Here is a 19,033-nt window from a genome sequence, read left to right on the forward strand (position 1 = left end):
GGTTGGTTAGTGCAGTGAGTGGAATTCGTTTTGATGTCGATGCGGTTTTTTGTATTTCCCTCGACACGCGGGATGACCGGCGCAAGCTGTTCAGTGAAACCATCGGGCGGCAGCTGGACAATGAAGTGGTCTTTCATGTGGTGGCGAAAAACAGCGACCCCAAGCGCGGTTGCTACGAATCGCATCAGCAGTTGGCGCGTCATGCACTGGACAACGGGCTGGATAGAATCCTGATCTTCGAAGACGATGCCAAGGCATATGATTTCAAGGCCTCGCGGGTGCGCTGGGTAAACCGCTTCATGCAGACCCGCTCTTTCCAGGCCCTGCATCTGGGCTATTCCATGGGACGAACCTGGCTGACGTGGTTCCCGTTCATTGCCAGGGGCCGGGTGGTTGCGCTGCACGCTTATGTACTGTCGCGCGAAGGCTGCCGAATCCTGGCGCAGACGCCTTACGATGGCACGCCTGTGGATGTGGTGGTCAAGCACAAGATCCGTCAGCACTGCGTGTTCCCGATGTTGTATCGCCAACATGCAGCGGCTGTGGCGGGTAGCGATCTGGAGCAGGTGGTGCGCAATGAGGACGAGTGGTGGGAGCGTAACTGGGTCAAGCACCGGCGTTCACCGCTCAGGAATTTCTGGCGTACCGTACTGCGGCTGAACTTCTGACATGCTCCATTGGCTGAGGCGCATGATGTGTCGGCTGTACCGGCACAAACCTGTCGAGGTCGAACGCATATTCACGGGCGAGATCGTCATTTCGCGGCAGGCCTGTTGCCGTTGTGGCTGCCCGCTTCGCGACCTCGCTGAATATCAGTGAAAGCAACTAACTGATAGGGTAGAGAGCAGCCTTCAAGGAGCCTCGACATGGACCCGATCACCACGCTTGCCACCCGCCTGGGTGAGCACCTGCGCCGCTTCAATGCCCAGGTGACCACCGCCGAATCGTGTACCGGCGGTGGTATTGCCGAAGCCATCACCCGCATCCCTGGTAGCTCGGCGTGGTTCGAGGCCGGTTATGTGACCTACTCCAACGCCCAGAAAACCCGCCAGCTGGGGGTGCCGGAGGCACTGTTCGGCCAGGTGGGCGCGGTCAGCCAGGAAGTGGTCGAAGCCATGGTCCGCGGTGCTCAGGTCGCCAGTGGGGCGCGCTTTGCCGTGGCGGTAAGCGGCGTGGCCGGGCCGGACGGCGGCTCGCCCGCCAAGCCGGTGGGTACCGTGTGGCTGGCCTGGGGCGATGGCAGCCGGGTATTCAGCGAGCGCCGGCAGTTCGACGGTGACCGCGAAGCGGTGCGCCGACAGACGGTGATCGCCGCGTTAGACGGCTTGTTACAGCTTGGTGCCGAGTAAATCGACGACAGGGGTTTGCGCGGGCGCCGGCCTGTGGAATAATACTGGCTACTTATACAGGTATTCCGGCCGTCAGGGCCACGTCGAACACGTGAGGATTTCAATGGACGACAACAAGAAGCGCGCCTTGGCTGCGGCCCTGGGTCAGATCGAACGCCAATTCGGTAAAGGTGCGGTCATGCGCATGGGTGACCAGGAGCGTCAAGGCATTCCTGCCATCTCCACCGGCTCCCTGGGCCTGGATATCGCCCTTGGCATCGGCGGCCTGCCAAAAGGCCGTATCGTCGAGATCTACGGCCCGGAGTCGTCGGGTAAAACCACGCTGACCCTGTCGGTCATCGCCGAAGCTCAGAAGAACGGTGCCACCTGCGCCTTCGTCGACGCCGAGCACGCCCTCGACCCTGAGTACGCCGGCAAGCTGGGCGTCAACGTCGACGACCTGCTGGTTTCGCAGCCGGATACCGGCGAACAAGCCCTGGAAATCACCGACATGCTGGTGCGTTCCAATGCCGTTGACGTGATCATTGTCGACTCCGTGGCCGCGCTGGTACCGAAGGCCGAGATCGAAGGCGAGATGGGTGACATGCATGTGGGCCTGCAGGCCCGCCTGATGTCCCAGGCGCTGCGCAAGATCACTGGTAACATCAAGAACGCCAACTGCCTGGTCATCTTCATCAACCAGATCCGTATGAAGATCGGCGTGATGTTCGGCAGCCCGGAAACCACCACCGGTGGTAATGCCCTGAAGTTCTACGCCTCGGTGCGTCTGGACATCCGTCGTACCGGCGCGGTCAAGGAAGGCGACGAGGTGGTCGGCAGCGAAACCCGCGTCAAGATCGTCAAGAACAAGGTCTCGCCGCCGTTCCGTCAGGCCGAGTTCCAGATTCTTTACGGCAAAGGTATCTACCGTAACGGCGAGATCATTGACCTGGGTGTGTCCCAAGGTCTGGTCGAGAAATCGGGTGCCTGGTATGCCTACCAAGGCAACAAGATCGGCCAAGGCAAAGCCAACGCTGCCAAGTACCTGGCTGAGAACCCGGCTATTGGTGCCGAGATCGAGAAGCAGATTCGTGAGAAGCTGCTGAAAGCGGGCGCTGCTGCTGAAGCCGGCAAAGCTGCAGCAGCTGAAGCCGATGCCGATGACATGGCCGACGCTGAAGCCGGTTATTGATTGCGCGGTAGATAGCCGAACATGTCCGCCGTACTCGACACCCCCGTCGCCATCCGGCGGACAGCCATGGACCTGCTCGCGCGACGTGAGCACGGTCGCGTCGAGCTGACGCGCAAGTTGCGTCAGCGCGGCGCTTCGGATGAACTGATCGAGCCTGAGCTCGACCGGCTCGCCGAAGAAGGGCTGCTGAGTGAAGCCCGCTACCTCGAAAGCTTCATCCGCTACCGTTCCAGTTCTGGTTATGGCCCTGCGCGCATTCGCGAAGAGCTGGGCCAGCGTGGTTTGGCGCGTGCGGATATCGACCAGGCATTACGCGAGAGCGAAGTGGATTGGGGGGAGCGATTGCGCGATGTGTGGCAGCGCAAGTTTGCCGGGCAGCGCCCGCAAGATCCGCGCAGCCGTGCCCAGCAAACCCGGTTTCTGGCTTACCGGGGTTTCCCCATGGACATGATCGGCCGCCTGCTCAGTGGGCGTGATCTCGACGATTACTGATCGGCCAGTTAGCGCTATTGGGGCGCAAAAATGGCCCCAGGCGACACGTTATCAACTCACCTTCAACGCCTCCCTGGCCCGCTGCGTGGTATGCATCGGCTGCGGTTTGGCCCAGTTTTCTGGCAGGTTGATGAAGTCCACCAGCTCGCGCAACCGGCCCTGGTCCCTGCCATTGAACGCGAACGACAAACGGGTCAGGTGGCTGAAGTTACCCACCTCATGCTCAGCGCCGCTATCAGGTTGTTGGTGATACTTGCCACTCAGGCGCAAGTCGGCAAAACCTTCCTGGATGTCATACAGCGCTGCTTCGCTGAGCGGGTGGTGCATACGGATCACGAACTGGCTCTTCAGCCAGCGGCTGGAGTGGTAGTTGCTGTAGAACTGGTTGATTTCCTCCACCGCCTCGTCGGCACTGTGCACCAAGCGCACCAGCTTCAGATCGCTGGGCAGTATGTAGCGGTTTTCTTCCAGCTGGCGGCTGATGAAATCCAGGCAGTCTCGCCAGAAACTGCCGCCAGGTGAGTCCAGCAGCACTACCGGCACCAAAGGGCTCTTGCCGGTCTGGATCAGGGTGAGTACTTCGAGTGCTTCATCCAAGGTGCCGAAACCGCCCGGGCACAGCACCAGGCCATCAGCCTCTTTGACGAAGAACAGCTTGCGGATAAAGAAGAAATGGAAGGGCAGCAGTTTGTCGGTGCCGCCAACGGTGGGGTTAGCGTGTTGTTCGAAGGGCAGGGTGATGTTGAAGCCCAGGCTATGGTCGCTGCCGGCGCCTTCGTGGGCCGCCGCCATGATGCCGCCGCCGGCACCGGTGATGACCATCAGGTCGGAGCGCGCCAAGGTGGCGCCTAGCTCGCGGGCCAAGGCGTACATCGGGTGTTCCAGTGGGGTACGTGCCGAGCCGAACACGGTCACCTTGCGCCGCCCCTTGTAGCGTTGCAGGGTGCGGAACGACTGGTCCAGTTCACGCAGGGCTTGCAAGGTGATCTTGGCGCTCCAGCGATCGCCGTCGTCATGGGCCATGCGCAGGATGGTCAGCATCATGTCGCGGTACAGCGGCAAGTTGGGGCTGTCGGGTGCTACCAGTTGCAGTTGTGCGTCGATGTTGCTCAGGTCGATATTGTTATCGCGGAAGTGGCTGAACAGCAGTTCATTCGATTGGTAAGGCATGCAACGTCTCCTTCTGCACCAATACCCATGACCTCAATCTAGACCCTCGCGACCGATTGTGCCGGGCTGTTTGGCACAACCGCCGGTCGGCCAGCCGCCAGCGGCAGCAGGGGTTTGGTTAACTGGTGAAGTGAAACGTGTCGATGCAGGAGGTGGCGGTATGCATCGCTTGACCATCGAAGTGGACCGGCGGCTTTATCAGCAGCTGGAAAGTGCGGCCCAAGTGCATCACCTGAGCCTGGAGGCCGAGTGCCGGCGCAGGTTGGCGGGGGGCGAGTGCCAGTCGCGCTACTTGCAGGCGTTACTGGCCGATATGCGCGCCGATGCCGCCGAGGGGCGCTGGCGCGCCCGCGAGGACGAGAAGGTATAACTCGCTGCTGTTACTTTTTCTTGTTGCCGGCCACGCAACTGGCGCTGTCGAAGGCTTGATCCATGATTGGCTGGTTGGTCTTGTAGACCGTGAAGCGGTAGACCATGACCGCGCCTTTGGACATCAGGTTGCGGAAACCGCTGTTGCGGCAGACGCTGTCACCCAGCTGGCTGCGAACCTGTTCCGGGTTGGCCTGCATGCGCTCGGCGTGGCTCTGGCGTACGCTCAGATGGTTGATCAGCGCCTTGCCTTCAACGGTGTAGCCTTGGTCGAGGATGTCCTCGTTGATGGCGCGCGGGGTGCCCACGCTGCTTTCTCTGGCGACCTTCTGCAGCGTCTTGTTCAGGTCATAGTCCTGCTTGGAAGCCGCCTGGGCTGCCAGGGGCAGGGCGAGCAACAGGCTCAGGGCGGGGACGATAAGGCGCAGCATGAATCTCTCCTGGTTCGATGACTGGCGCTTTGACATGCGCGGGTCGACGGCGTTCCGTAAAACCGCACGGCATGAGGTGATGGCGCGGTAAAGCGTCGATTATAAAGAGCGCCTTGCCACCTGCACAGCAAATGCCCCCTGTTCTGGTAGACTTGGCGTCTTGTTTTTTCCGAGTCATCCCAGTGTCGATTTCCGTTCCGTCCAGAGGCTTGCCGGCATGAGCCACGCGGTAGCGCGCCTGCGCGCCGAGCGCCTGGCCCGCAGTATCAAACCTTTCATCGCCCGTGGCTCGCGTGCCGAGCGCTGCCCGGATTGCCGGGTCATTGCCACCCATTGCCTGTGCGCCTGGAAACCCCGGGTGCAGGCAGAGTCAGGCGTGTGCCTGCTGATGCACGACACCGAGCCGTTGAAGCCCACCAACACCGGCTGGCTGATTGCCGACCTGATCGAAGACACGTCAGCCTTCGGCTGGTTGCGCACCTCGGTCGACGAGCGTTTGCTGGCCTTGCTGGACGACCCGTGCTGGCAGCCCTACATCGTCTTCCCAGGCGAGTTCGTGGCCGAGCAGCGGGTGGTCACCGAGGTGGTGCGTGAGCCGGGCAAGCGCCCGCTGTTCATCCTGCTGGATGCCACCTGGACCGAAGCGCGCAAGATGTTTCGCAAAAGCCCGTACCTGGACCGTTTCCCGGTGTTGAGCCTGCAGGCCGAGCAGATGTCGCGCTACCGCCTGAGGCGCTCCAAGCGTGACGATCACTTCTGTACGGCAGAAGTGGCCGCCATGTGCCTTGACCTTGCCGGTGACAGCACGGCTTCGCAGGCGCTGGATGCCTATCTGGATGTGTTCAGCCTGCATTACCTGAGCGGTAAGCGGCGTCTGCCCCTGGACGAGCAGGACGACACTCACCAACGTTTGCATACCTTCCTATAGTCCAAGGGGCACGACCCCTGCTTTGGTTCATAATGACGGAGCTGGCAGCCAGGGTGGGCGAGACGGCAGGGCGATTGGCTTGACCATCCTTGACCGTGCTCGGCATCCTTGGCGCCGATTCCCCGCCGGGCGCTTCTCTTACCCCTGAGTGCCTGGCACAGAACAGGATCCTTAGATCGATGGCCACTTACGAAATCCTGATTGCCGATGACCACCCACTGTTTCGTGGCGCCCTGCGCCAGGCCGTTACCCTCGGCCTGGGCCCGGATGTACGCCTGGTCGAAGTCGCGAGCATTGCCGAGCTGGAAACCCGACTGAGCGAGAAAGCCGACTGGGACTTGGTGCTGCTGGACTTGAACATGCCGGGTGCCTACGGTTTTTCCGGGCTGGTGCTGCTGCGTGGGCAATACCCGCAGATCCCCGTGGTGATGGTTTCGGCGCAGGAAGAGGCCGCCGTGGTGGTCAAGTCGCGTGAGTTTGGTGCCAGTGGCTTCATTCCCAAATCCAGCACCCTGGAAGTGATCCAGGATGCCGTGCGCAAGGTGCTCGATGGTGAGGTCTGGTGGCCGCCACAGGCGTTCGAGAAGGTTGATGTCTCGGCCGAGGCCAAGGCCGCCAGCGAAGGCCTGGCCAGCCTCACACCGCAGCAGTTCCGCGTGCTGACCATGGTCTGCGAAGGCCTGCTGAACAAGCAGATCGCATATGAGCTGAGCGTTTCCGAGGCCACCATCAAGGCCCATGTGACCGCGATCTTCCGCAAGCTGGGTGTGCGTACCCGCACCCAGGCCGCGCTGCTGCTGCAACAACTTGAATCGGTTGCCAGCAACTGACTGCGCGTGGCTTCACGCTTTTTTGACCCGTGCCGGTCTAGTCTGCTGGCCTTTCCGCTGTGAAGTGACTCACATGACATCGCCATTCAAGGGCCAGACCGGCCTCAAACGCATTTTCAACGCCGCCGGCTACTCGCTGGACGGTCTGCGCGCCGCCTTCAAGGGAGAGGCCGCGTTCCGCCAGCTGGTGCTGCTCAACGTGCTGCTGATCCCGATTGCCTTCTGGTTGCCGGTCAGCCGTGCGGAACGGGCAATCATGATTGCGGTGTGCCTGTTGGGCTTGATCGTCGAGTTGTTCAACTCGGCGGTGGAAGCGGCCATCGACCGCATCTCGCTGGAACGCCACCCCCTGTCGAAAAACGCCAAGGACATGGGCAGCGCCGCACAACTGGTGGCACTGACCATGGTGGCGCTGGTCTGGGGCGTGATCCTGCTTTAAGCAATCGGCGGCAGCACGATTTCATCACTGCGGGTATAGCCCGCAGTGAAGTTGCGGCACAGGTCGAGAAACTCCCGCATGGCGGAGGTCTGGTACTTCTGCTTGTGCCAGATGAAGTAGAACTGGCGCATCAGGTCCAGCTCTGGTGTTTCCACTGCTACCAGGCTGCCCCGGCGGAAGGCGTCACGCAGGGCCAGGCGCGAAATGCAGCCGATACCCAGGCCTGACTCCACGGCGCGCTTGATGGCTTCGGTGTGTTCCAGCTCCAGGCGGATATTGAGGTTGGCGCGGTGATGGCGCATGGCCTGGTCGAAGGTCAGGCGCGTGCCCGAGCCTTGCTCGCGCAAGATCCACGCCTCTTGCGACAGGCTTTCAATATCCGCGCGGCCCAACTTGGCCAGCGGATGCTGTGGCGCGCAGAACACCACCAACTCGTCCTCGACCCACGGCTGTACCTCCAGGTCCGGGTGGTTGCAGTCGCCTTCGATTAGACCCAGATCAATTTCGTAGTGCGCCACCTGTTGCACGATATGCGCAGTGTTCTGTACATGCAGCTTCACCTGGCTTTCCGGGTGGGTCTGCATGAAGCTGCCGATCAACAGGGTGGCCAGGTAGTTGCCGATGGTCAGTGTGGCGCCGACCGCCAGCGAGCCGAAACCGGACTTGCCATTGAGCAGGTCTTCGATTTCTTTCGCCTGGTCGAGCAGGGCCACCGCCTGCGGCAGCAGTTGATGGCCCAAGGCGTTGAGGGCCAGTCGCTTCCCGGCACGGTCGAACAACTGGCAGCTCGATTGCCGCTCCAGTTCGGTGATGGACGTGCTGGCGGCCGACTGCGACAACGCCAGCAGGCTAGCGGCCCGAGAGACGCTTTGATGCTGGGCGACGGCGACGAAGACCTGTAGTTGACGAAGTGTGAATCGCATATCGATATAACCGATAACACATATCTTGATAATCCAGTTAACAGATATTGTCGCTGCCCCTAAACTATCGCGCAACTGCGCGTTTTGCGCGCCGCGTTTTTCTTCAGGAGCCCCATCGATGAGCAACATGAACCACGAACGTGTCCTCAGTGTGCACCACTGGAACGACACCCTGTTCAGCTTCAAGTGCACCCGCGACCCGGGCCTGCGCTTCGAGAACGGTCAGTTCGTGATGATCGGCTTGCAGCAGGAAAGCGGCCGTCCGCTCATGCGTGCCTATTCCATCGCTTCGCCGAACTGGGAGGAGCACCTGGAGTTCTTCAGCATCAAGGTGCCGGACGGCCCGCTGACCTCGCAGCTGCAACACCTGAAGGAAGGCGATGAGATCATCATCAGCAAGAAGCCTACCGGCACCCTGGTGCTTGACGACCTGAACCCCGGCAAGCACCTGTACCTGCTGAGCACCGGCACTGGCCTGGCGCCGTTCATGAGCGTCATCCAGGACCCGGAAACCTACGAGCGCTTCGAAAAAGTGATCCTGGTGCACGGCGTGCGCTATGTGAACGAAGTGGCTTACCGCGAGTTCATCACCGAGCACCTGCCGCAGAACGAGTTCTTCGGTGAGTCGGTTCGCGACAAGCTGATCTACTACCCGACCGTGACCCGCGAGCCGTTCGAGAACCAGGGTCGCCTGACCGACCTGATGCGCAGCGGCAAGCTGTTCAGCGACATCGGCCTGCCACCGATCAACCCGCAGGACGACCGTGCGATGATCTGCGGCAGCCCGAGCATGCTCGACGAGACCAGTGAAGTGCTGGACAGCTTCGGCCTGAAGGTCTCCGCCCGCATGCGCGAGCCGGGTGACTACCTGATCGAGCGAGCTTTCGTCGAGAAGTAAGGCGCAGGCTGTTATGAAAAAGGCGACCCTTGGGTCGCCTTTCTTATGCCTGGAGGTTTTGTATCGCCTGTACCGGCCCTTTCGCGGGCAAGCCCGCTCCCACAGGGATATCACAGGGCCTGGGTCAGTGATATCCCTGTGGGAGCGGGCTTGCCCGCGAAAGGGCCGGCACAGAAAACACACAATCTATTCGACACGCGTCTCGCCGCTGTAGACCAGAATCTCCCGGCACCGCTTGCACAGGTACCGTCGCCCCTGGCGCACCAACTTGTGCCGCTGCGCCGTAAACGGGAAATCACCCTGCGGGCACGGGCAACGGTAGATGTAGCGGGTCACCACACGCCGTTGAACTTCATAGTTATGACAACGATTGGGCGGCAGTTCGTACACCCCGCGCATGATCAGTTGCCACTCTTCGCCATGGGCCTGGATGCGGTCGCCAAACAATTGGTGGGCCACCAGGTGTGCCACTTCGTGGGCCACGGTCTGGCGCAGGAAGTCTTCCTGGTTTTGCTGGTAGAGCTGCAGGTTGAAGCGCAGCAGGTTCTCGTGCAGGTGGGCGACCCCGGCTTTTTGCCCGCGCAGCTTGAAGCTGACTTCCGGGCGCGGGAAGGGGCGTTTGAAGAAAGTTTCGGCTTGCTGGTAACAGGTTTCGACGCGTTGTCTGAGCAGCTCGGGCATGGCGGGGTGGTTCTCCTGACCGGGCATTATGCCGTAACCGCAGGTGGGGTGCCGAGCCATCGGTCAGCGCAACGCCGAAGGCCGCCTTGCGGCGGCCTTCGGTTGATGCCCCTGTGTTGGTTGAATCTGTTCTAGTTGGTGTAGACGGGCCCCACGCCCAGTCCCCAGATAATCACCGTGGCGGCCATGATCGCCACCAGCACCACAAGGCCTACCGCCAGCACGGAACTGGAGAACAGGAAGCCTTCGTCGGGCGGTATGTTCATGAACGTCGGCAAGCCGACATACAGCAGGTACACCGTGTAGCAGATGGCGGCAGTGCCGATCAGCATGCCCAGCCACAAGTGCGGGTACAGCGCCGCCAGGCCGCCGATGAACAGGGGGGTGGCGGTGTAGGTGGCAAACGCGATGCACTGTGCCATGGACGGGTTGGCGTCGTAGGTACGGGCCATCCAGTGGATGAACGCGCCCATTACCGCCACTCCGGCCAGCATCGCCAGGTACGACATGATGCTCATCCAGATGGCGCTTTCCATGGTCAGCATCACGGCTGGCCGGTCGCCGATCACCCAGCCGACCTGGGTGGTGCCGATAAACGCGGAAACGGCGGGGATCGCCGCCAGGATCAAGGTATGCGTCAGGTACATGTGGCTGATGGTTTCTTCTTCGCCACGAATCTCCCGCCATTCCTGGTCAGGATGGGTAAACAGCCCCACAACGTGATGAATCATGCCGTCACTCCTCTCAATGTTGCCAAACGCCCCCCAGATGGAGCGCAAGCGGCCCGAGGCCCGAACACCAAAGCAAGCGGTAATGTGGCCTTATCTCGCAGTATAGGAAGCCGTTACCGGCACAAATCGGGCTTTTTAGAGCAAATTGCGCTGTCGGTCGCGCTGTTGATTACATTGAAGTCTTTATCGGAATGCCTACAGCGGCGCTGAGTTTGTGCGTAAAATAGCCGCCTTTTGTCACACCTCGCGGATTCAAGCGCTATGGGCACCCTCTCGGTCAACCAGAACAAACTGCAAAAACGCCTGCGTCGTCTCGCCGGCGAAGCCATCACCGACTTCAACATGATCGAGGATGGCGACAAGGTCATGGTCTGCCTGTCCGGCGGCAAGGACAGCTACACCATGCTCGACGTTCTGTTGCACCTGCAGAAGGTGGCACCGATCAAGTTCGAGATCGTTGCGGTGAACATGGACCAGAAGCAACCGGGCTTCCCCGAGCATGTGCTGCCGGCCTACCTCAAAGAGCTGGGCGTCGAGTACCACATCGTCGAGAAGGACACCTACTCGGTGGTAAAGGAGCTGGTACCCGAAGGCAAGACCACCTGCTCGCTGTGCTCGCGCCTGCGCCGTGGCACCCTGTACACCTTCGCCGACGAAATCGGCGCGACCAAGATGGCCCTGGGGCACCACCGGGACGACATCGTCGAAACCTTCTTCCTCAACATGTTCTTCAACGGTGCCCTCAAGGGCATGCCGCCGAAGCTGCGCGCCGATGATGGCCGTAACGTGGTGATCCGCCCGCTGGCCTACTGCAGCGAGAAGGACATCCAGGCCTACTCGGACATGAAGGAATTCCCGATCATCCCGTGCAACCTGTGCGGCTCGCAGGAAAACCTGCAGCGCCAGGTGGTCAAGGACATGCTGGTGGAGTGGGAGCGCAAGCACCCGGGCCGTACCGAGAGCATCTTCCGTGCCCTGCAGAACGTGGCGCCGTCGCAGCTGGCCGACCGCAACCTGTTCGACTTCACCAGCCTGAAGATCGACGAAAACGCCACCCCGCGTTTCCTCGACGTGCTGAACATCTGAGCCCATGCGCGATTACCAATGGCTGCATGAGTACTGCCTGAACCGCTTCGGTTCGGCCCAGGCGCTGGAAGCCTTCCTGCCGCAGCCGCGCACACCGGCCCAGTTGCGGAGCATCAGTGACGACCGCTACTTGTCGACCCTGGCCCTGCGCGTGTTTCGCGCCGGGCTCAAGCACAGCCTCGTGGATGCCAAGTGGCCGGCGTTCGAGCAGGTGTTCTTCGGTTTCGACCCGGAGAAGGTGGTGCTGATGGGCGCCGAGCACCTTGAGCGGCTGATGCAGGATGAGCGCATCATCCGTCACCTGGGCAAGCTCAAGAGCGTACCGCGCAACGCGCAGATGATGCTTGACGTGGCGAAGGAAAAGGGCAGTTTTGGCGCATTCATCGCGGATTGGCCGGTGACCGACATCGTCGGTCTGTGGAAGTACCTGGCCAAGCATGGCAACCAGCTGGGTGGGTTGTCGGCGCCGCGCTTTTTGCGCATGGTCGGCAAGGATACCTTCATCCCTACCGATGACATGGCGGCTGCGTTGATTGCACAGAAGGTGATCGACAAGCAGCCGACCAGCCAGCGTGACCTGGCCTTGGTGCAGCAGGCGTTCAACCAGTGGCATGAAGAGAGTGGACGGCCGCTGTGCCAGTTGTCGGTGATGCTGGCGCATACCGTCAACCATTGAGATCGCCGGGGCCGCTGTGCGGCCCATCGCCGGCAAGCCAGGCTCCCCACAGCATTCAGAACCTGTGGGGTCTCTGTGGCAGCTGGCTTGCCGGTGATTGGGCTATGAAGCAGCCCCTGAACTCAACTGTTTTCGCCAGCCAAGCGCCGCTCATGCTGGAACTTCCAGCGCACATATAGCAGCCCGGCAATGAACAGCCCCAGGCTCACCAGCACCTCAACCCAGCCAAACACCGCCCGCGCCGGGTCGAATGCCGCCAGCACGCCCTTGATGAAATAGATATTCACCACGAAGCAGGTCCAGGCATGTGCCCGGGCGCTGCCCATCAACATGCCTGGCAACAACAACAACAGTGGCACCAGTTCGATCGCCAGGATCACCTCGACCCGCGCCCCGTGCAGGTTGGCGAACCACAGGTTGTTCACCACCAGCAGGGCAATCAGGCCAAAGAAGAACGCCAGGCTCAACGCCCGCGTCAGGCGCAGGCGTGGCGCCAGCCATTCCAGTGGCGGCAACACCTTGGGCTTTTTAGCCACGCGCGGCCTCCAGGGCCTTGGCCGTGCTCGCCAGGCGTTGGCCCAGGGCGCGGCACAGGGCGATTTCATGTGGGTCGAGTTCGCGCTTGCCATCGGCGCCGGCATGGTGGCTGGCGCCGTACGGGGTGCCGCCGCCACGGGTTTCCAGCAAGGCCGACTCGCTGTAGGGCAGGCCCATCAGCAGCATGCCGTGGTGCATCAACGGCAGCATCATCGACAGCAGAGTGGTTTCCTGGCCGCCATGCAGGCTGGCGGTGGAGGTGAATACGCCCGCTGGCTTGCCGACCAGTTCGCCACCCAGCCACAAGCTGCTGGTGCCGTCGAGGAAGTACTTCAGCGGCGCCGCCATGTTGCCGAAGCGGGTTGGGCTGCCCAGGACCAGGCCGGCGCAGTGGCGCAGGTCGTCCAGGGTGGCGTACAGCGCGCCACTGGCCGGAATATCCGGAGCAACGGCTTCACATTCGGTGGAGATCGCAGGCACCGTGCGCAGGCGCGCCTCCATGCCCGACAGTTCGATGCCACGGGCGATGTGCCGGGCCATTTCGCTGGTCGACCCATGACGGCTGTAATAGAGCACCAGGATGTAGGGCGCGCTCACGGCAGGATCTCCAGCACTTTTTCGGGTGGGCGGCCGACCACGGCCTTGTCACCGGCGACCAGGATCGGCCGTTCGATCAGCTTGGGGTGCTGGGTCATGGCCTCGATCAGTTGTGCGTCGGTCAGCGCCGGGTCGGCCAGGTTCAGGTCCTTGTACTCGTCTTCGCCTGTGCGCAGCAGTTGGCGCGGTGCGATGCCCAGCTTGGCGAGCAAGGCCTTGAGGGTGGCGGCGTCGGGCGGGGTTTCCAGGTAACGCACGATGGTCGGGGCCAGGCCGCGGGCTTCGAGCAGTTCCAGCGCGCCGCGGGATTTCGAGCAGCGCGGGTTATGATAGAGCGTGAGGTCGGTCATGTCGGGTCGCATCCAGCTGGGTGTGGCGGCTATTCTAACCGCAGCGACTGACCAGTTTGCTTTAAAACTCGAGAAGGATTGACCCATGGCAAGGCGTCTGGCAGCAGTACTGGCCATCACCGCGAGCCTGTTGCTCGGTGGTTGCGGTGCCGATTATGGCGTGGACCAACACGGCAATACGGTTAAGGCAGAACAGATCGATGGGCACTGGCTGGTGCTCAACTATTGGGCCGAATGGTGCGGGCCGTGCCGTACCGAAATACCTGAACTGAACGCGGCGGCCAAGCAGTGGGCGGCCGATGGCATCAAGGTGGTGGGGGTGAACTTCGATGGCTTGCAGGGGCAGGACCTGAAACAGGCCGCTGAAACCCTGGGCATCGGTTTTACCGTGCTGGCCCAGGACCCGGCCGAGCGCTACGACCTGCCGCGCAGCGAGGCGCTGCCGGTGACCTACATCATCGATGACAAGGGCAAGGTGCGTGAGCAACTGCTGGGCGAGCAGACCCTGGAAGGGCTGCAGGCCAAGATCAAGGCCCTGAAAGGCGCCTGATGCATGTGGGGCCGCAAAGCGGCCCCAACAATGTTCAGCCTTCCTCAGGCCAGAAACGCAGTGGCTTGCCCTCGGCTGGCCAGAAGCGCATCTGCTCCACTGGCGACACATCCCAGCGCTGCACTGTTTCCAGCGCCTGCAGGAAGCGTTTTTCCTGCTCCATCAACGCCGGCGCGCACAGTTTGCGGGTCTTGCCGACCTTGCCGAAGCTCAGGTGCTCGCCATCCAGCGTGTACGGCGCAAACCAGTGGTTGCAACCGCCATTGCCATAGGCGCGGCCGTCGCTGGCCAGGGTCAGGGTCAGGTGGCTGTAGTCGATCAGCGGGCGTTCGCCAATCCACTCCAGCACATAGCTGCGTTCCTGCTGCAGCTTCGAAGGTTCTGCGGCGCAGCCGAGCAGGCCGGTGGCAATCAGCACGCCGGTCAGCAGATTTTTCACTCGGCGCTCTCCTGGCAACGCGGGCACAGGTGTTTCTCGCCACGGCTAGCCCAGCCCAGTGCGGCAATACGCGCGCTGGCAGCGGGCTGACGGGCTTTCTTGCCCAGCTTGGCGTCCACGGCAAATTCGAAGTCCAGCACGGCGTCGCAGCTGTCGCACTCGACCTGCCAAGTGAGGATTTCCAGTTCGTTGAACACCGGCCCGCTGGCCACGGCAACCCACTGGCCGCGCGGGTTGATCAGGTGACGCACGCTCTCCACGGTCAGGCGCATGGACAGGTCTTTGCTGCCCTTGAGGGTGACCAGCAGGGTGTCGCCCTTGTGCATCGAACCACCGTTGCCGGTGACCTGGTAGCGGCCTGGCACCAGTGCGCGGCACTCGATCAGGGTGTGTTGCGGGTTGAAAAGGGTGTAGCGGAAATCGTGCTCGACCATGGGTCCTCCAGAAATGCCGCGTATCCTAGCATTAACCCATCACCAGGTTCTGTGGATTGCCTGCCGCCCAGCGGTTGATGTTGTCCAGCGTGGTGGCAGCGATGGCATCCAGCGCCTCGCGGGTGAGGAAGGCCTGATGGGCAGTGATGATCACGTTGGGGAAGGTCAGCAGGCGGGCCAGTACATCGTCCTGCAGAGGCAGGTCGGAACGGTCTTCGAAGAACAGCTGGGCTTCTTCTTCATAGACGTCCAGGCCCAGGTAGCCAAGCTGGCCGCTTTTCAGTGCGTCGATCAGTGCCGGGGTGTCGACCAGTGCGCCACGGCCCGTGTTGATCAGCATGGCGCCGGGCTGTAACTGGGCCAGGCTGCGTGCATTGATCAAGTGGCGGGTGTGCTCTGTCAGCGGGCAGTGCAGGCTGATGATGCGGGCTTCGCGCAGCAGTTCGGGCAGGGGCAGGTAGCGCGCGCCGAGGGCCAGCAGTTCCGGATTGGGGCAGGGGTCATAGGCCAGCAGCTGGCAGCCGAAACCGGCCATGATGCGAGCAAAGGCTGCGCCGATCTGGCCGGTGCCGACCACGCCGACGGTTTTGCCGTGCAGGTCGAAACCGGTCAGCCCGTGGAGGGTGAAGTCACCTTCGCGGGTGCGGTTGTAGGCCCGGTGCAGGCGCCGGTTGAGGGCCAGGATCAGCGCGACGGCGTGCTCTGCCACGGCGTGTGGCGAGTAGGCCGGCACGCGAACCACCTCAAGGCCCAGCCGCCGGGCTTCGGCCAGGTCAACGTGGTTGTAGCCGGCCGAGCGCAGGGCGATCAGGCGTGTGCCACCTGCGGCCAGGCGCTGCAGCACCTGGGCATCGAGTTCGTCGTTGATGAAGGCGCAAACGACCTCATGGCCGGCAGCCAGGGCGGCGGTGTCGAGCGTGAGGCGGGCGGGCTGGAAATGCAGCGCCAGCGCATTGCCGCTGGCGGCCCGGGTGAAGCTTTCCTGGTCGTAGTGCTGGCTGCTGAACAACAGGGCGCGCATGGTGAAGCTCCTCGTACAAAAAACGCGATGCTCAGGCACTCAGGCGCGCTTGAGCGGCCAACCGGCTGATCGCGCTGTCCAGTTCATCCAGGGCCTGCTGTGCCTGTGGGTTTTCTTGCTTGAGCAAGGTCTCGCTGCGCTGGCAGGCAGCGCGCAGCTGCGGCACGCCGCAATAGCGCGAAGCGCCATTAAGGCGATGTACCTGCTCGATCAGGCCGTTGCGGTCTTCTGCATCGCGGGCCGCACGTATAGCGTTGCGGTCTGCCTCCAGCGAGGCCAGCAGCATGCTCAGCATGTCGGCTGCCAGGTCCGCTTTGCCAGCCGCCAGGCGCAAGCCCTCTTCGGGGTCGAGCACCTTGAGTTCATCGCTGTTGGCCAATAGCTCGGCCTGTACCTGCAGCGGTGCGCCCAGGCTCAGGCCAGTCCACTTCATCACCACCTGGGCCAGTTGCCGTTCGCTGATCGGCTTGGTCAGGTAGTCGTCCATGCCGCCGTGGAGCAATGCGCGTTTTTCGTTGGCCATGGCGTGGGCGGTAAGGGCGACGATCGGCAACGGGTTGCCACTTTGGGTATTTTCCCAAAGTCGAATCTGCTCTGTGCAGGCGCGGCCATCCATGCCGGGCATCTGCACGTCCATCAGTATCAGGTCGAACGGTTCGTCCTGTACGGCTTTTACCGCAGCATGGCCGTTGTCGACAGCCAGCACTTCGGCGCCCAGGTCTTCGAGCAGGGTCTGGACCAACAGCAAGTTGGCGGCGTTGTCGTCGACGCACAGGATCTTCGGCTGTCGCTGGCCGTTGATGCTGTTCGCTTCGCTCAGCGGGCGGCGTGGTTGCACCAGCTCCAGCAGCAGGCGGCGCAGTTTGCGGGTGCAGGTCGGCTTGGACAGTAACTGGCCATGGCCATTGGGCAGGAACGGGTGGTACAGGGCTTGCTCGGTCGTCGGGCACAGCACCACGCATTGGCAGTGATGACGCTCAAGCTGCTGGTGGTAATGGCCCAGTTGCTCGGGCGACAGGTTGCCCAGGTTGGCCCCAAGCACGGCGAACTCGAACGGCTGGCCGGCCTGGCTGGCCGCTTGTACGGCCTGTAGCAACTGGTCGTAGGAGGCGAACAGGCTGACGCTGAGGCCGCAGTCTTCCAGCTGATGTTCCAGCGCCTGACGCGCCAGCTCGTGGCCGTCGACGATGGCGGCACGGCGGCCCAGCAGCGGCTGTAGCGGAAAATCCTCGACATCGTCGTGGGCTTTGGGCAGGTTGAGGCTGATCCAGAACTGCGACCCTTCGCCCGGGGTACTGTCGACGCCGATTTCGCCCCCCATCTGCTCGATCAGGCGCTTGGAAATCACCAGCCCCAGGCCGGTGCCGCCAGGCTGGCGAGCCAGCGAGTTGTCTGCCTGGCTGAAGGCCTGGAACAGCGTGCGCACATCTTGTGGCGAGAGGCCGATGCCGGTGTCCTGCACGCTGATGCGCAGCTGTGCGCTGTCTTCATGCTCGTCTTCGAGCATGGCGCGCACGACGATGGTGCCTTCACGGGTGAACTTGATGGCGTTGCTGACCAGATTGGTGAGGATCTGCTTGAGCCGCAGCGGGTCGCCGATCAGCGAAGTGGGTGTGTCGCGATAGATCAGGCTGAGCAATTCCAGCTGCTTGGCGTGGGCGGCCGGCGCGAGGATGGTCAGCGTGTCCTGAATCAGGTCACGCAGGTTGAACGGGATACTGTCGAGCACCAGCTTGCCGGCCTCGATCTTGGAGAAGTCGAGGATCTCGTTGATGATCCCGAGCAAATTGTCGGCGGACTTCTCGATGGTGCTCAGGTAGTCCAGCTGGCGCGGTGTCATCTCGCTTTTTTGCAGCAGGTGGGTAAAGCCCAGAATGCCGTTGAGCGGGGTGCGGATCTCGTGGCTCATGTTGGCCAGGAATTCCGACTTGATGCGACTGGCCTCAAACGCCTCCTTGCGTGCCATGTCCAGCTCGATGTTCTGGATTTCGATGGTTTCCAGGTTCTGGCGAACGTCCTCGGTGGCTTGATCGATGCTGTGCTGCAGTTCTTCATGGGCATTTTGCAGGGTTTCGGCCATGCGGTTGATACCGCGTGCCAGTTCGTCCAGCTCATGGCTGCCCATGGCCGGCAGGCGTTCTTCGAGGTGGCCGTCCTTAAGCTGGTTGACCGCGTGCTTGATGCGCTCGATGGGGTCGTTGATGGTGCGGCTCATGCGTAGCGCCAGCAGGCCGCTGAGCGCCAGGCAGGCGAGGATCAGCAACAGGCTGGTGAACAGGTTGCGGTAACCGCGCAGCAGTGTGCCGTCGTGCGACAGCTCGATCTCCACCCAACCCAGCAGGCGCTCGGCCTCGGCCGGCACGGCATCGGTGGCCAGGTCACGGTGGTGGCCGAACACCGGCATCAGGTAGCGGGTGGCGTCATTGCCGCTGCGTTGCAGCAGTTGGGTGCCAGTGCCGCCGCTGGGTGGCTGGTTGAGCATGCTCGGGCCAGCGTGGGCCAGGCGCGTGCGGTCCGGGGCCAGGAAGGCGACGGCCCGTACATCGGACTGCTCCAGGGTTTGTGCGGCAATGCGCTCCAGTTGCGCTGGCGCGAGCCGGGCCATGGCGGGCGCTGCCAGTGGCGCCAGTTGTTCGGCAATCATCTTGCCACGCTGCAACAGCTGGGTGCGCAGGTCGTTCTGTTGTAGCCAGGTGAAGTAACTGCCCAGCACCAGGGCCATCAGGCCGGCCGGCAGCAGTGCCAGCAGCAGGACCCGGCTGCGGATTCCCAAGCGATCGAGCACACTCGCCTCCTGTGATGTGCCTGGATGCCATCAAGTGGTGACGGCCAAGCCGCGAAGTTACTCCGCCTGCCGCCCCATTGCACCTCTTTAGTATGTGTTTTGCGCCATTGCCGGTGCATTGGTCGCAGGGCGGTTGCCTGACAGGT

General features: G+C 62.3%; 24 protein-coding genes. 12 read left to right on the forward strand and 12 right to left on the reverse strand.

Going from position 1 to position 19,033, the window contains the following annotated elements:
- Nucleotides 1–14: 14 nt before the first annotated feature.
- The 4 genes from QQL85_RS02870 to recX all read left to right on the forward strand — a co-directional run bounded on the left by QQL85_RS02870 (nt 15) and on the right by recX (nt 3,012).
- Nucleotides 15–668 (forward strand): hypothetical protein, encoded by a 654-nt coding sequence (locus QQL85_RS02870; RefSeq protein WP_284355104.1) that lies wholly within the window; start codon nt 15–17, stop codon nt 666–668.
- A 198-nt stretch (nt 669–866) separates the two neighbouring features.
- On the forward strand, nt 867–1,349 hold the full coding sequence (locus QQL85_RS02875; RefSeq protein WP_284355105.1) for a CinA family protein: 483 nt from the start codon (nt 867–869) through the stop codon (nt 1,347–1,349).
- 103 nt (nt 1,350–1,452) lie between these two features.
- Complete coding sequence (recA, locus tag QQL85_RS02880) at nt 1,453–2,520, forward strand: recombinase RecA (protein WP_284355106.1); 1,068 nt, start codon at nt 1,453–1,455, stop codon at nt 2,518–2,520.
- A 21-nt stretch (nt 2,521–2,541) separates the two neighbouring features.
- The gene (gene recX, locus QQL85_RS02885; protein ID WP_284355107.1) at nt 2,542–3,012 is read left to right on the forward strand and encodes a recombination regulator RecX; all 471 of its coding nucleotides are present in this window, start codon (nt 2,542–2,544) and stop codon (nt 3,010–3,012) included.
- Between the two features lie 51 nt (nt 3,013–3,063).
- Here the strand turns inward: recX and QQL85_RS02890 are convergent, their stop codons facing one another.
- Nucleotides 3,064–4,182 (reverse strand): LOG family protein, encoded by a 1,119-nt coding sequence (locus QQL85_RS02890; RefSeq protein ID WP_284355108.1) that lies wholly within the window; start codon nt 4,180–4,182, stop codon nt 3,064–3,066.
- Between the two features lie 160 nt (nt 4,183–4,342).
- Between QQL85_RS02890 and QQL85_RS02895 the strand changes: the two genes are divergently transcribed.
- The gene (locus QQL85_RS02895) at nt 4,343–4,552 is read left to right on the forward strand and encodes a hypothetical protein (RefSeq protein WP_284355109.1); all 210 of its coding nucleotides are present in this window, start codon (nt 4,343–4,345) and stop codon (nt 4,550–4,552) included.
- A 10-nt stretch (nt 4,553–4,562) separates the two neighbouring features.
- On the opposite strand, the gene QQL85_RS02900 is transcribed toward QQL85_RS02895, so the two are convergent.
- Complete coding sequence (locus QQL85_RS02900; RefSeq protein ID WP_284355110.1) at nt 4,563–4,982, reverse strand: quorum-sensing-regulated virulence factor family protein; 420 nt, start codon at nt 4,980–4,982, stop codon at nt 4,563–4,565.
- A 217-nt stretch (nt 4,983–5,199) separates the two neighbouring features.
- Here QQL85_RS02900 and QQL85_RS02905 point away from each other — a divergent pair, with 217 nt between their 5' ends.
- From QQL85_RS02905 to QQL85_RS02915, 3 genes are all read left to right on the forward strand, one after another.
- The gene (locus tag QQL85_RS02905) at nt 5,200–5,910 is read left to right on the forward strand and encodes a tRNA-uridine aminocarboxypropyltransferase (protein WP_284355111.1); all 711 of its coding nucleotides are present in this window, start codon (nt 5,200–5,202) and stop codon (nt 5,908–5,910) included.
- 179 nt (nt 5,911–6,089) lie between these two features.
- Nucleotides 6,090–6,740, forward strand: a complete 651-nt coding sequence (erdR, locus tag QQL85_RS02910) for a response regulator transcription factor ErdR (RefSeq protein ID WP_003252375.1) — start codon at nt 6,090–6,092, stop codon at nt 6,738–6,740.
- Nucleotides 6,741–6,813: 73 nt separating this feature from the next.
- On the forward strand, nt 6,814–7,179 hold the full coding sequence (locus QQL85_RS02915; RefSeq protein ID WP_010952700.1) for a diacylglycerol kinase: 366 nt from the start codon (nt 6,814–6,816) through the stop codon (nt 7,177–7,179).
- On the opposite strand, the gene finR is transcribed toward QQL85_RS02915, so the two are convergent.
- Nucleotides 7,176–8,102, reverse strand: coding sequence for a LysR family transcriptional regulator FinR (finR, locus tag QQL85_RS02920; RefSeq protein ID WP_284355112.1), 927 nt, complete (start codon nt 8,100–8,102; stop codon nt 7,176–7,178). The two genes, QQL85_RS02915 and finR, sit on opposite strands and share 4 nt — an antisense overlap.
- Before the next feature lie 118 nt (nt 8,103–8,220).
- Here finR and fpr point away from each other — a divergent pair, with 118 nt between their 5' ends.
- Nucleotides 8,221–9,000 (forward strand): ferredoxin-NADP reductase, encoded by a 780-nt coding sequence (gene fpr, locus QQL85_RS02925; RefSeq protein ID WP_016501130.1) that lies wholly within the window; start codon nt 8,221–8,223, stop codon nt 8,998–9,000.
- A gap of 186 nt (nt 9,001–9,186) precedes the next feature.
- On the opposite strand, the gene QQL85_RS02930 is transcribed toward fpr, so the two are convergent.
- Nucleotides 9,187–9,681, reverse strand: a complete 495-nt coding sequence (locus tag QQL85_RS02930) for a SprT family zinc-dependent metalloprotease (protein ID WP_284355113.1) — start codon at nt 9,679–9,681, stop codon at nt 9,187–9,189.
- Nucleotides 9,682–9,812: 131 nt separating this feature from the next.
- Nucleotides 9,813–10,412 (reverse strand): Yip1 family protein, encoded by a 600-nt coding sequence (locus QQL85_RS02935; protein WP_284355114.1) that lies wholly within the window; start codon nt 10,410–10,412, stop codon nt 9,813–9,815.
- A gap of 261 nt (nt 10,413–10,673) precedes the next feature.
- Here QQL85_RS02935 and ttcA point away from each other — a divergent pair, with 261 nt between their 5' ends.
- Together ttcA and QQL85_RS02945 are read left to right on the forward strand one after the other, a co-directional pair.
- Nucleotides 10,674–11,498, forward strand: coding sequence for a tRNA 2-thiocytidine(32) synthetase TtcA (gene ttcA, locus QQL85_RS02940; RefSeq protein WP_019472621.1), 825 nt, complete (start codon nt 10,674–10,676; stop codon nt 11,496–11,498).
- Between the two features lie 4 nt (nt 11,499–11,502).
- On the forward strand, nt 11,503–12,174 hold the full coding sequence (locus QQL85_RS02945; protein ID WP_284355115.1) for a DNA-3-methyladenine glycosylase I: 672 nt from the start codon (nt 11,503–11,505) through the stop codon (nt 12,172–12,174).
- Nucleotides 12,175–12,296: 122 nt separating this feature from the next.
- On the opposite strand, the gene QQL85_RS02950 is transcribed toward QQL85_RS02945, so the two are convergent.
- From QQL85_RS02950 to arsC, 3 genes are read right to left on the reverse strand one after another with little or no spacing between them, the layout of a single operon-like run.
- Nucleotides 12,297–12,710 (reverse strand): DUF2069 domain-containing protein, encoded by a 414-nt coding sequence (locus QQL85_RS02950; RefSeq protein WP_284355116.1) that lies wholly within the window; start codon nt 12,708–12,710, stop codon nt 12,297–12,299.
- A complete protein-coding gene (gene wrbA, locus QQL85_RS02955; RefSeq protein WP_284355117.1) occupies nt 12,703–13,308 on the reverse strand; it encodes an NAD(P)H:quinone oxidoreductase in 606 nt (201 codons plus the stop codon). The genes QQL85_RS02950 and wrbA overlap by 8 nt, the downstream gene beginning before the upstream one ends.
- The gene (gene arsC / locus QQL85_RS02960) at nt 13,305–13,658 is read right to left on the reverse strand and encodes an arsenate reductase (glutaredoxin) (RefSeq protein WP_284355118.1); all 354 of its coding nucleotides are present in this window, start codon (nt 13,656–13,658) and stop codon (nt 13,305–13,307) included. The genes wrbA and arsC overlap by 4 nt, the downstream gene beginning before the upstream one ends.
- A gap of 85 nt (nt 13,659–13,743) precedes the next feature.
- Between arsC and QQL85_RS02965 the strand changes: the two genes are divergently transcribed.
- Nucleotides 13,744–14,208 (forward strand): TlpA disulfide reductase family protein, encoded by a 465-nt coding sequence (locus QQL85_RS02965; protein WP_016715449.1) that lies wholly within the window; start codon nt 13,744–13,746, stop codon nt 14,206–14,208.
- Between the two features lie 34 nt (nt 14,209–14,242).
- Here QQL85_RS02965 and QQL85_RS02970 read toward each other — a convergent pair whose 3' ends face one another.
- From QQL85_RS02970 to QQL85_RS02985, 4 genes are read right to left on the reverse strand one after another with little or no spacing between them, the layout of a single operon-like run.
- Complete coding sequence (locus QQL85_RS02970) at nt 14,243–14,647, reverse strand: META domain-containing protein (protein WP_019099308.1); 405 nt, start codon at nt 14,645–14,647, stop codon at nt 14,243–14,245.
- The gene (locus QQL85_RS02975; RefSeq protein WP_284355119.1) at nt 14,644–15,081 is read right to left on the reverse strand and encodes a hypothetical protein; all 438 of its coding nucleotides are present in this window, start codon (nt 15,079–15,081) and stop codon (nt 14,644–14,646) included. The genes QQL85_RS02970 and QQL85_RS02975 overlap by 4 nt, the downstream gene beginning before the upstream one ends.
- A gap of 31 nt (nt 15,082–15,112) precedes the next feature.
- Nucleotides 15,113–16,102 carry a 2-hydroxyacid dehydrogenase gene (locus QQL85_RS02980; RefSeq protein WP_284355120.1) on the reverse strand — a complete coding sequence of 330 codons (990 nt, stop codon included), beginning with the start codon at nt 16,100–16,102 and terminating at the stop codon, nt 15,113–15,115.
- Between the two features lie 31 nt (nt 16,103–16,133).
- On the reverse strand, nt 16,134–18,887 hold the full coding sequence (locus tag QQL85_RS02985) for a response regulator (protein ID WP_284355121.1): 2,754 nt from the start codon (nt 18,885–18,887) through the stop codon (nt 16,134–16,136).
- Nucleotides 18,888–19,033 lie beyond the last annotated feature (146 nt).

The sequence above is a fragment of the Pseudomonas putida genome, from assembly GCF_030159595.1.
In the GTDB taxonomy this organism is placed as follows: Bacteria; Pseudomonadota; Gammaproteobacteria; order Pseudomonadales; family Pseudomonadaceae; genus Aquipseudomonas; species Aquipseudomonas putida_AC.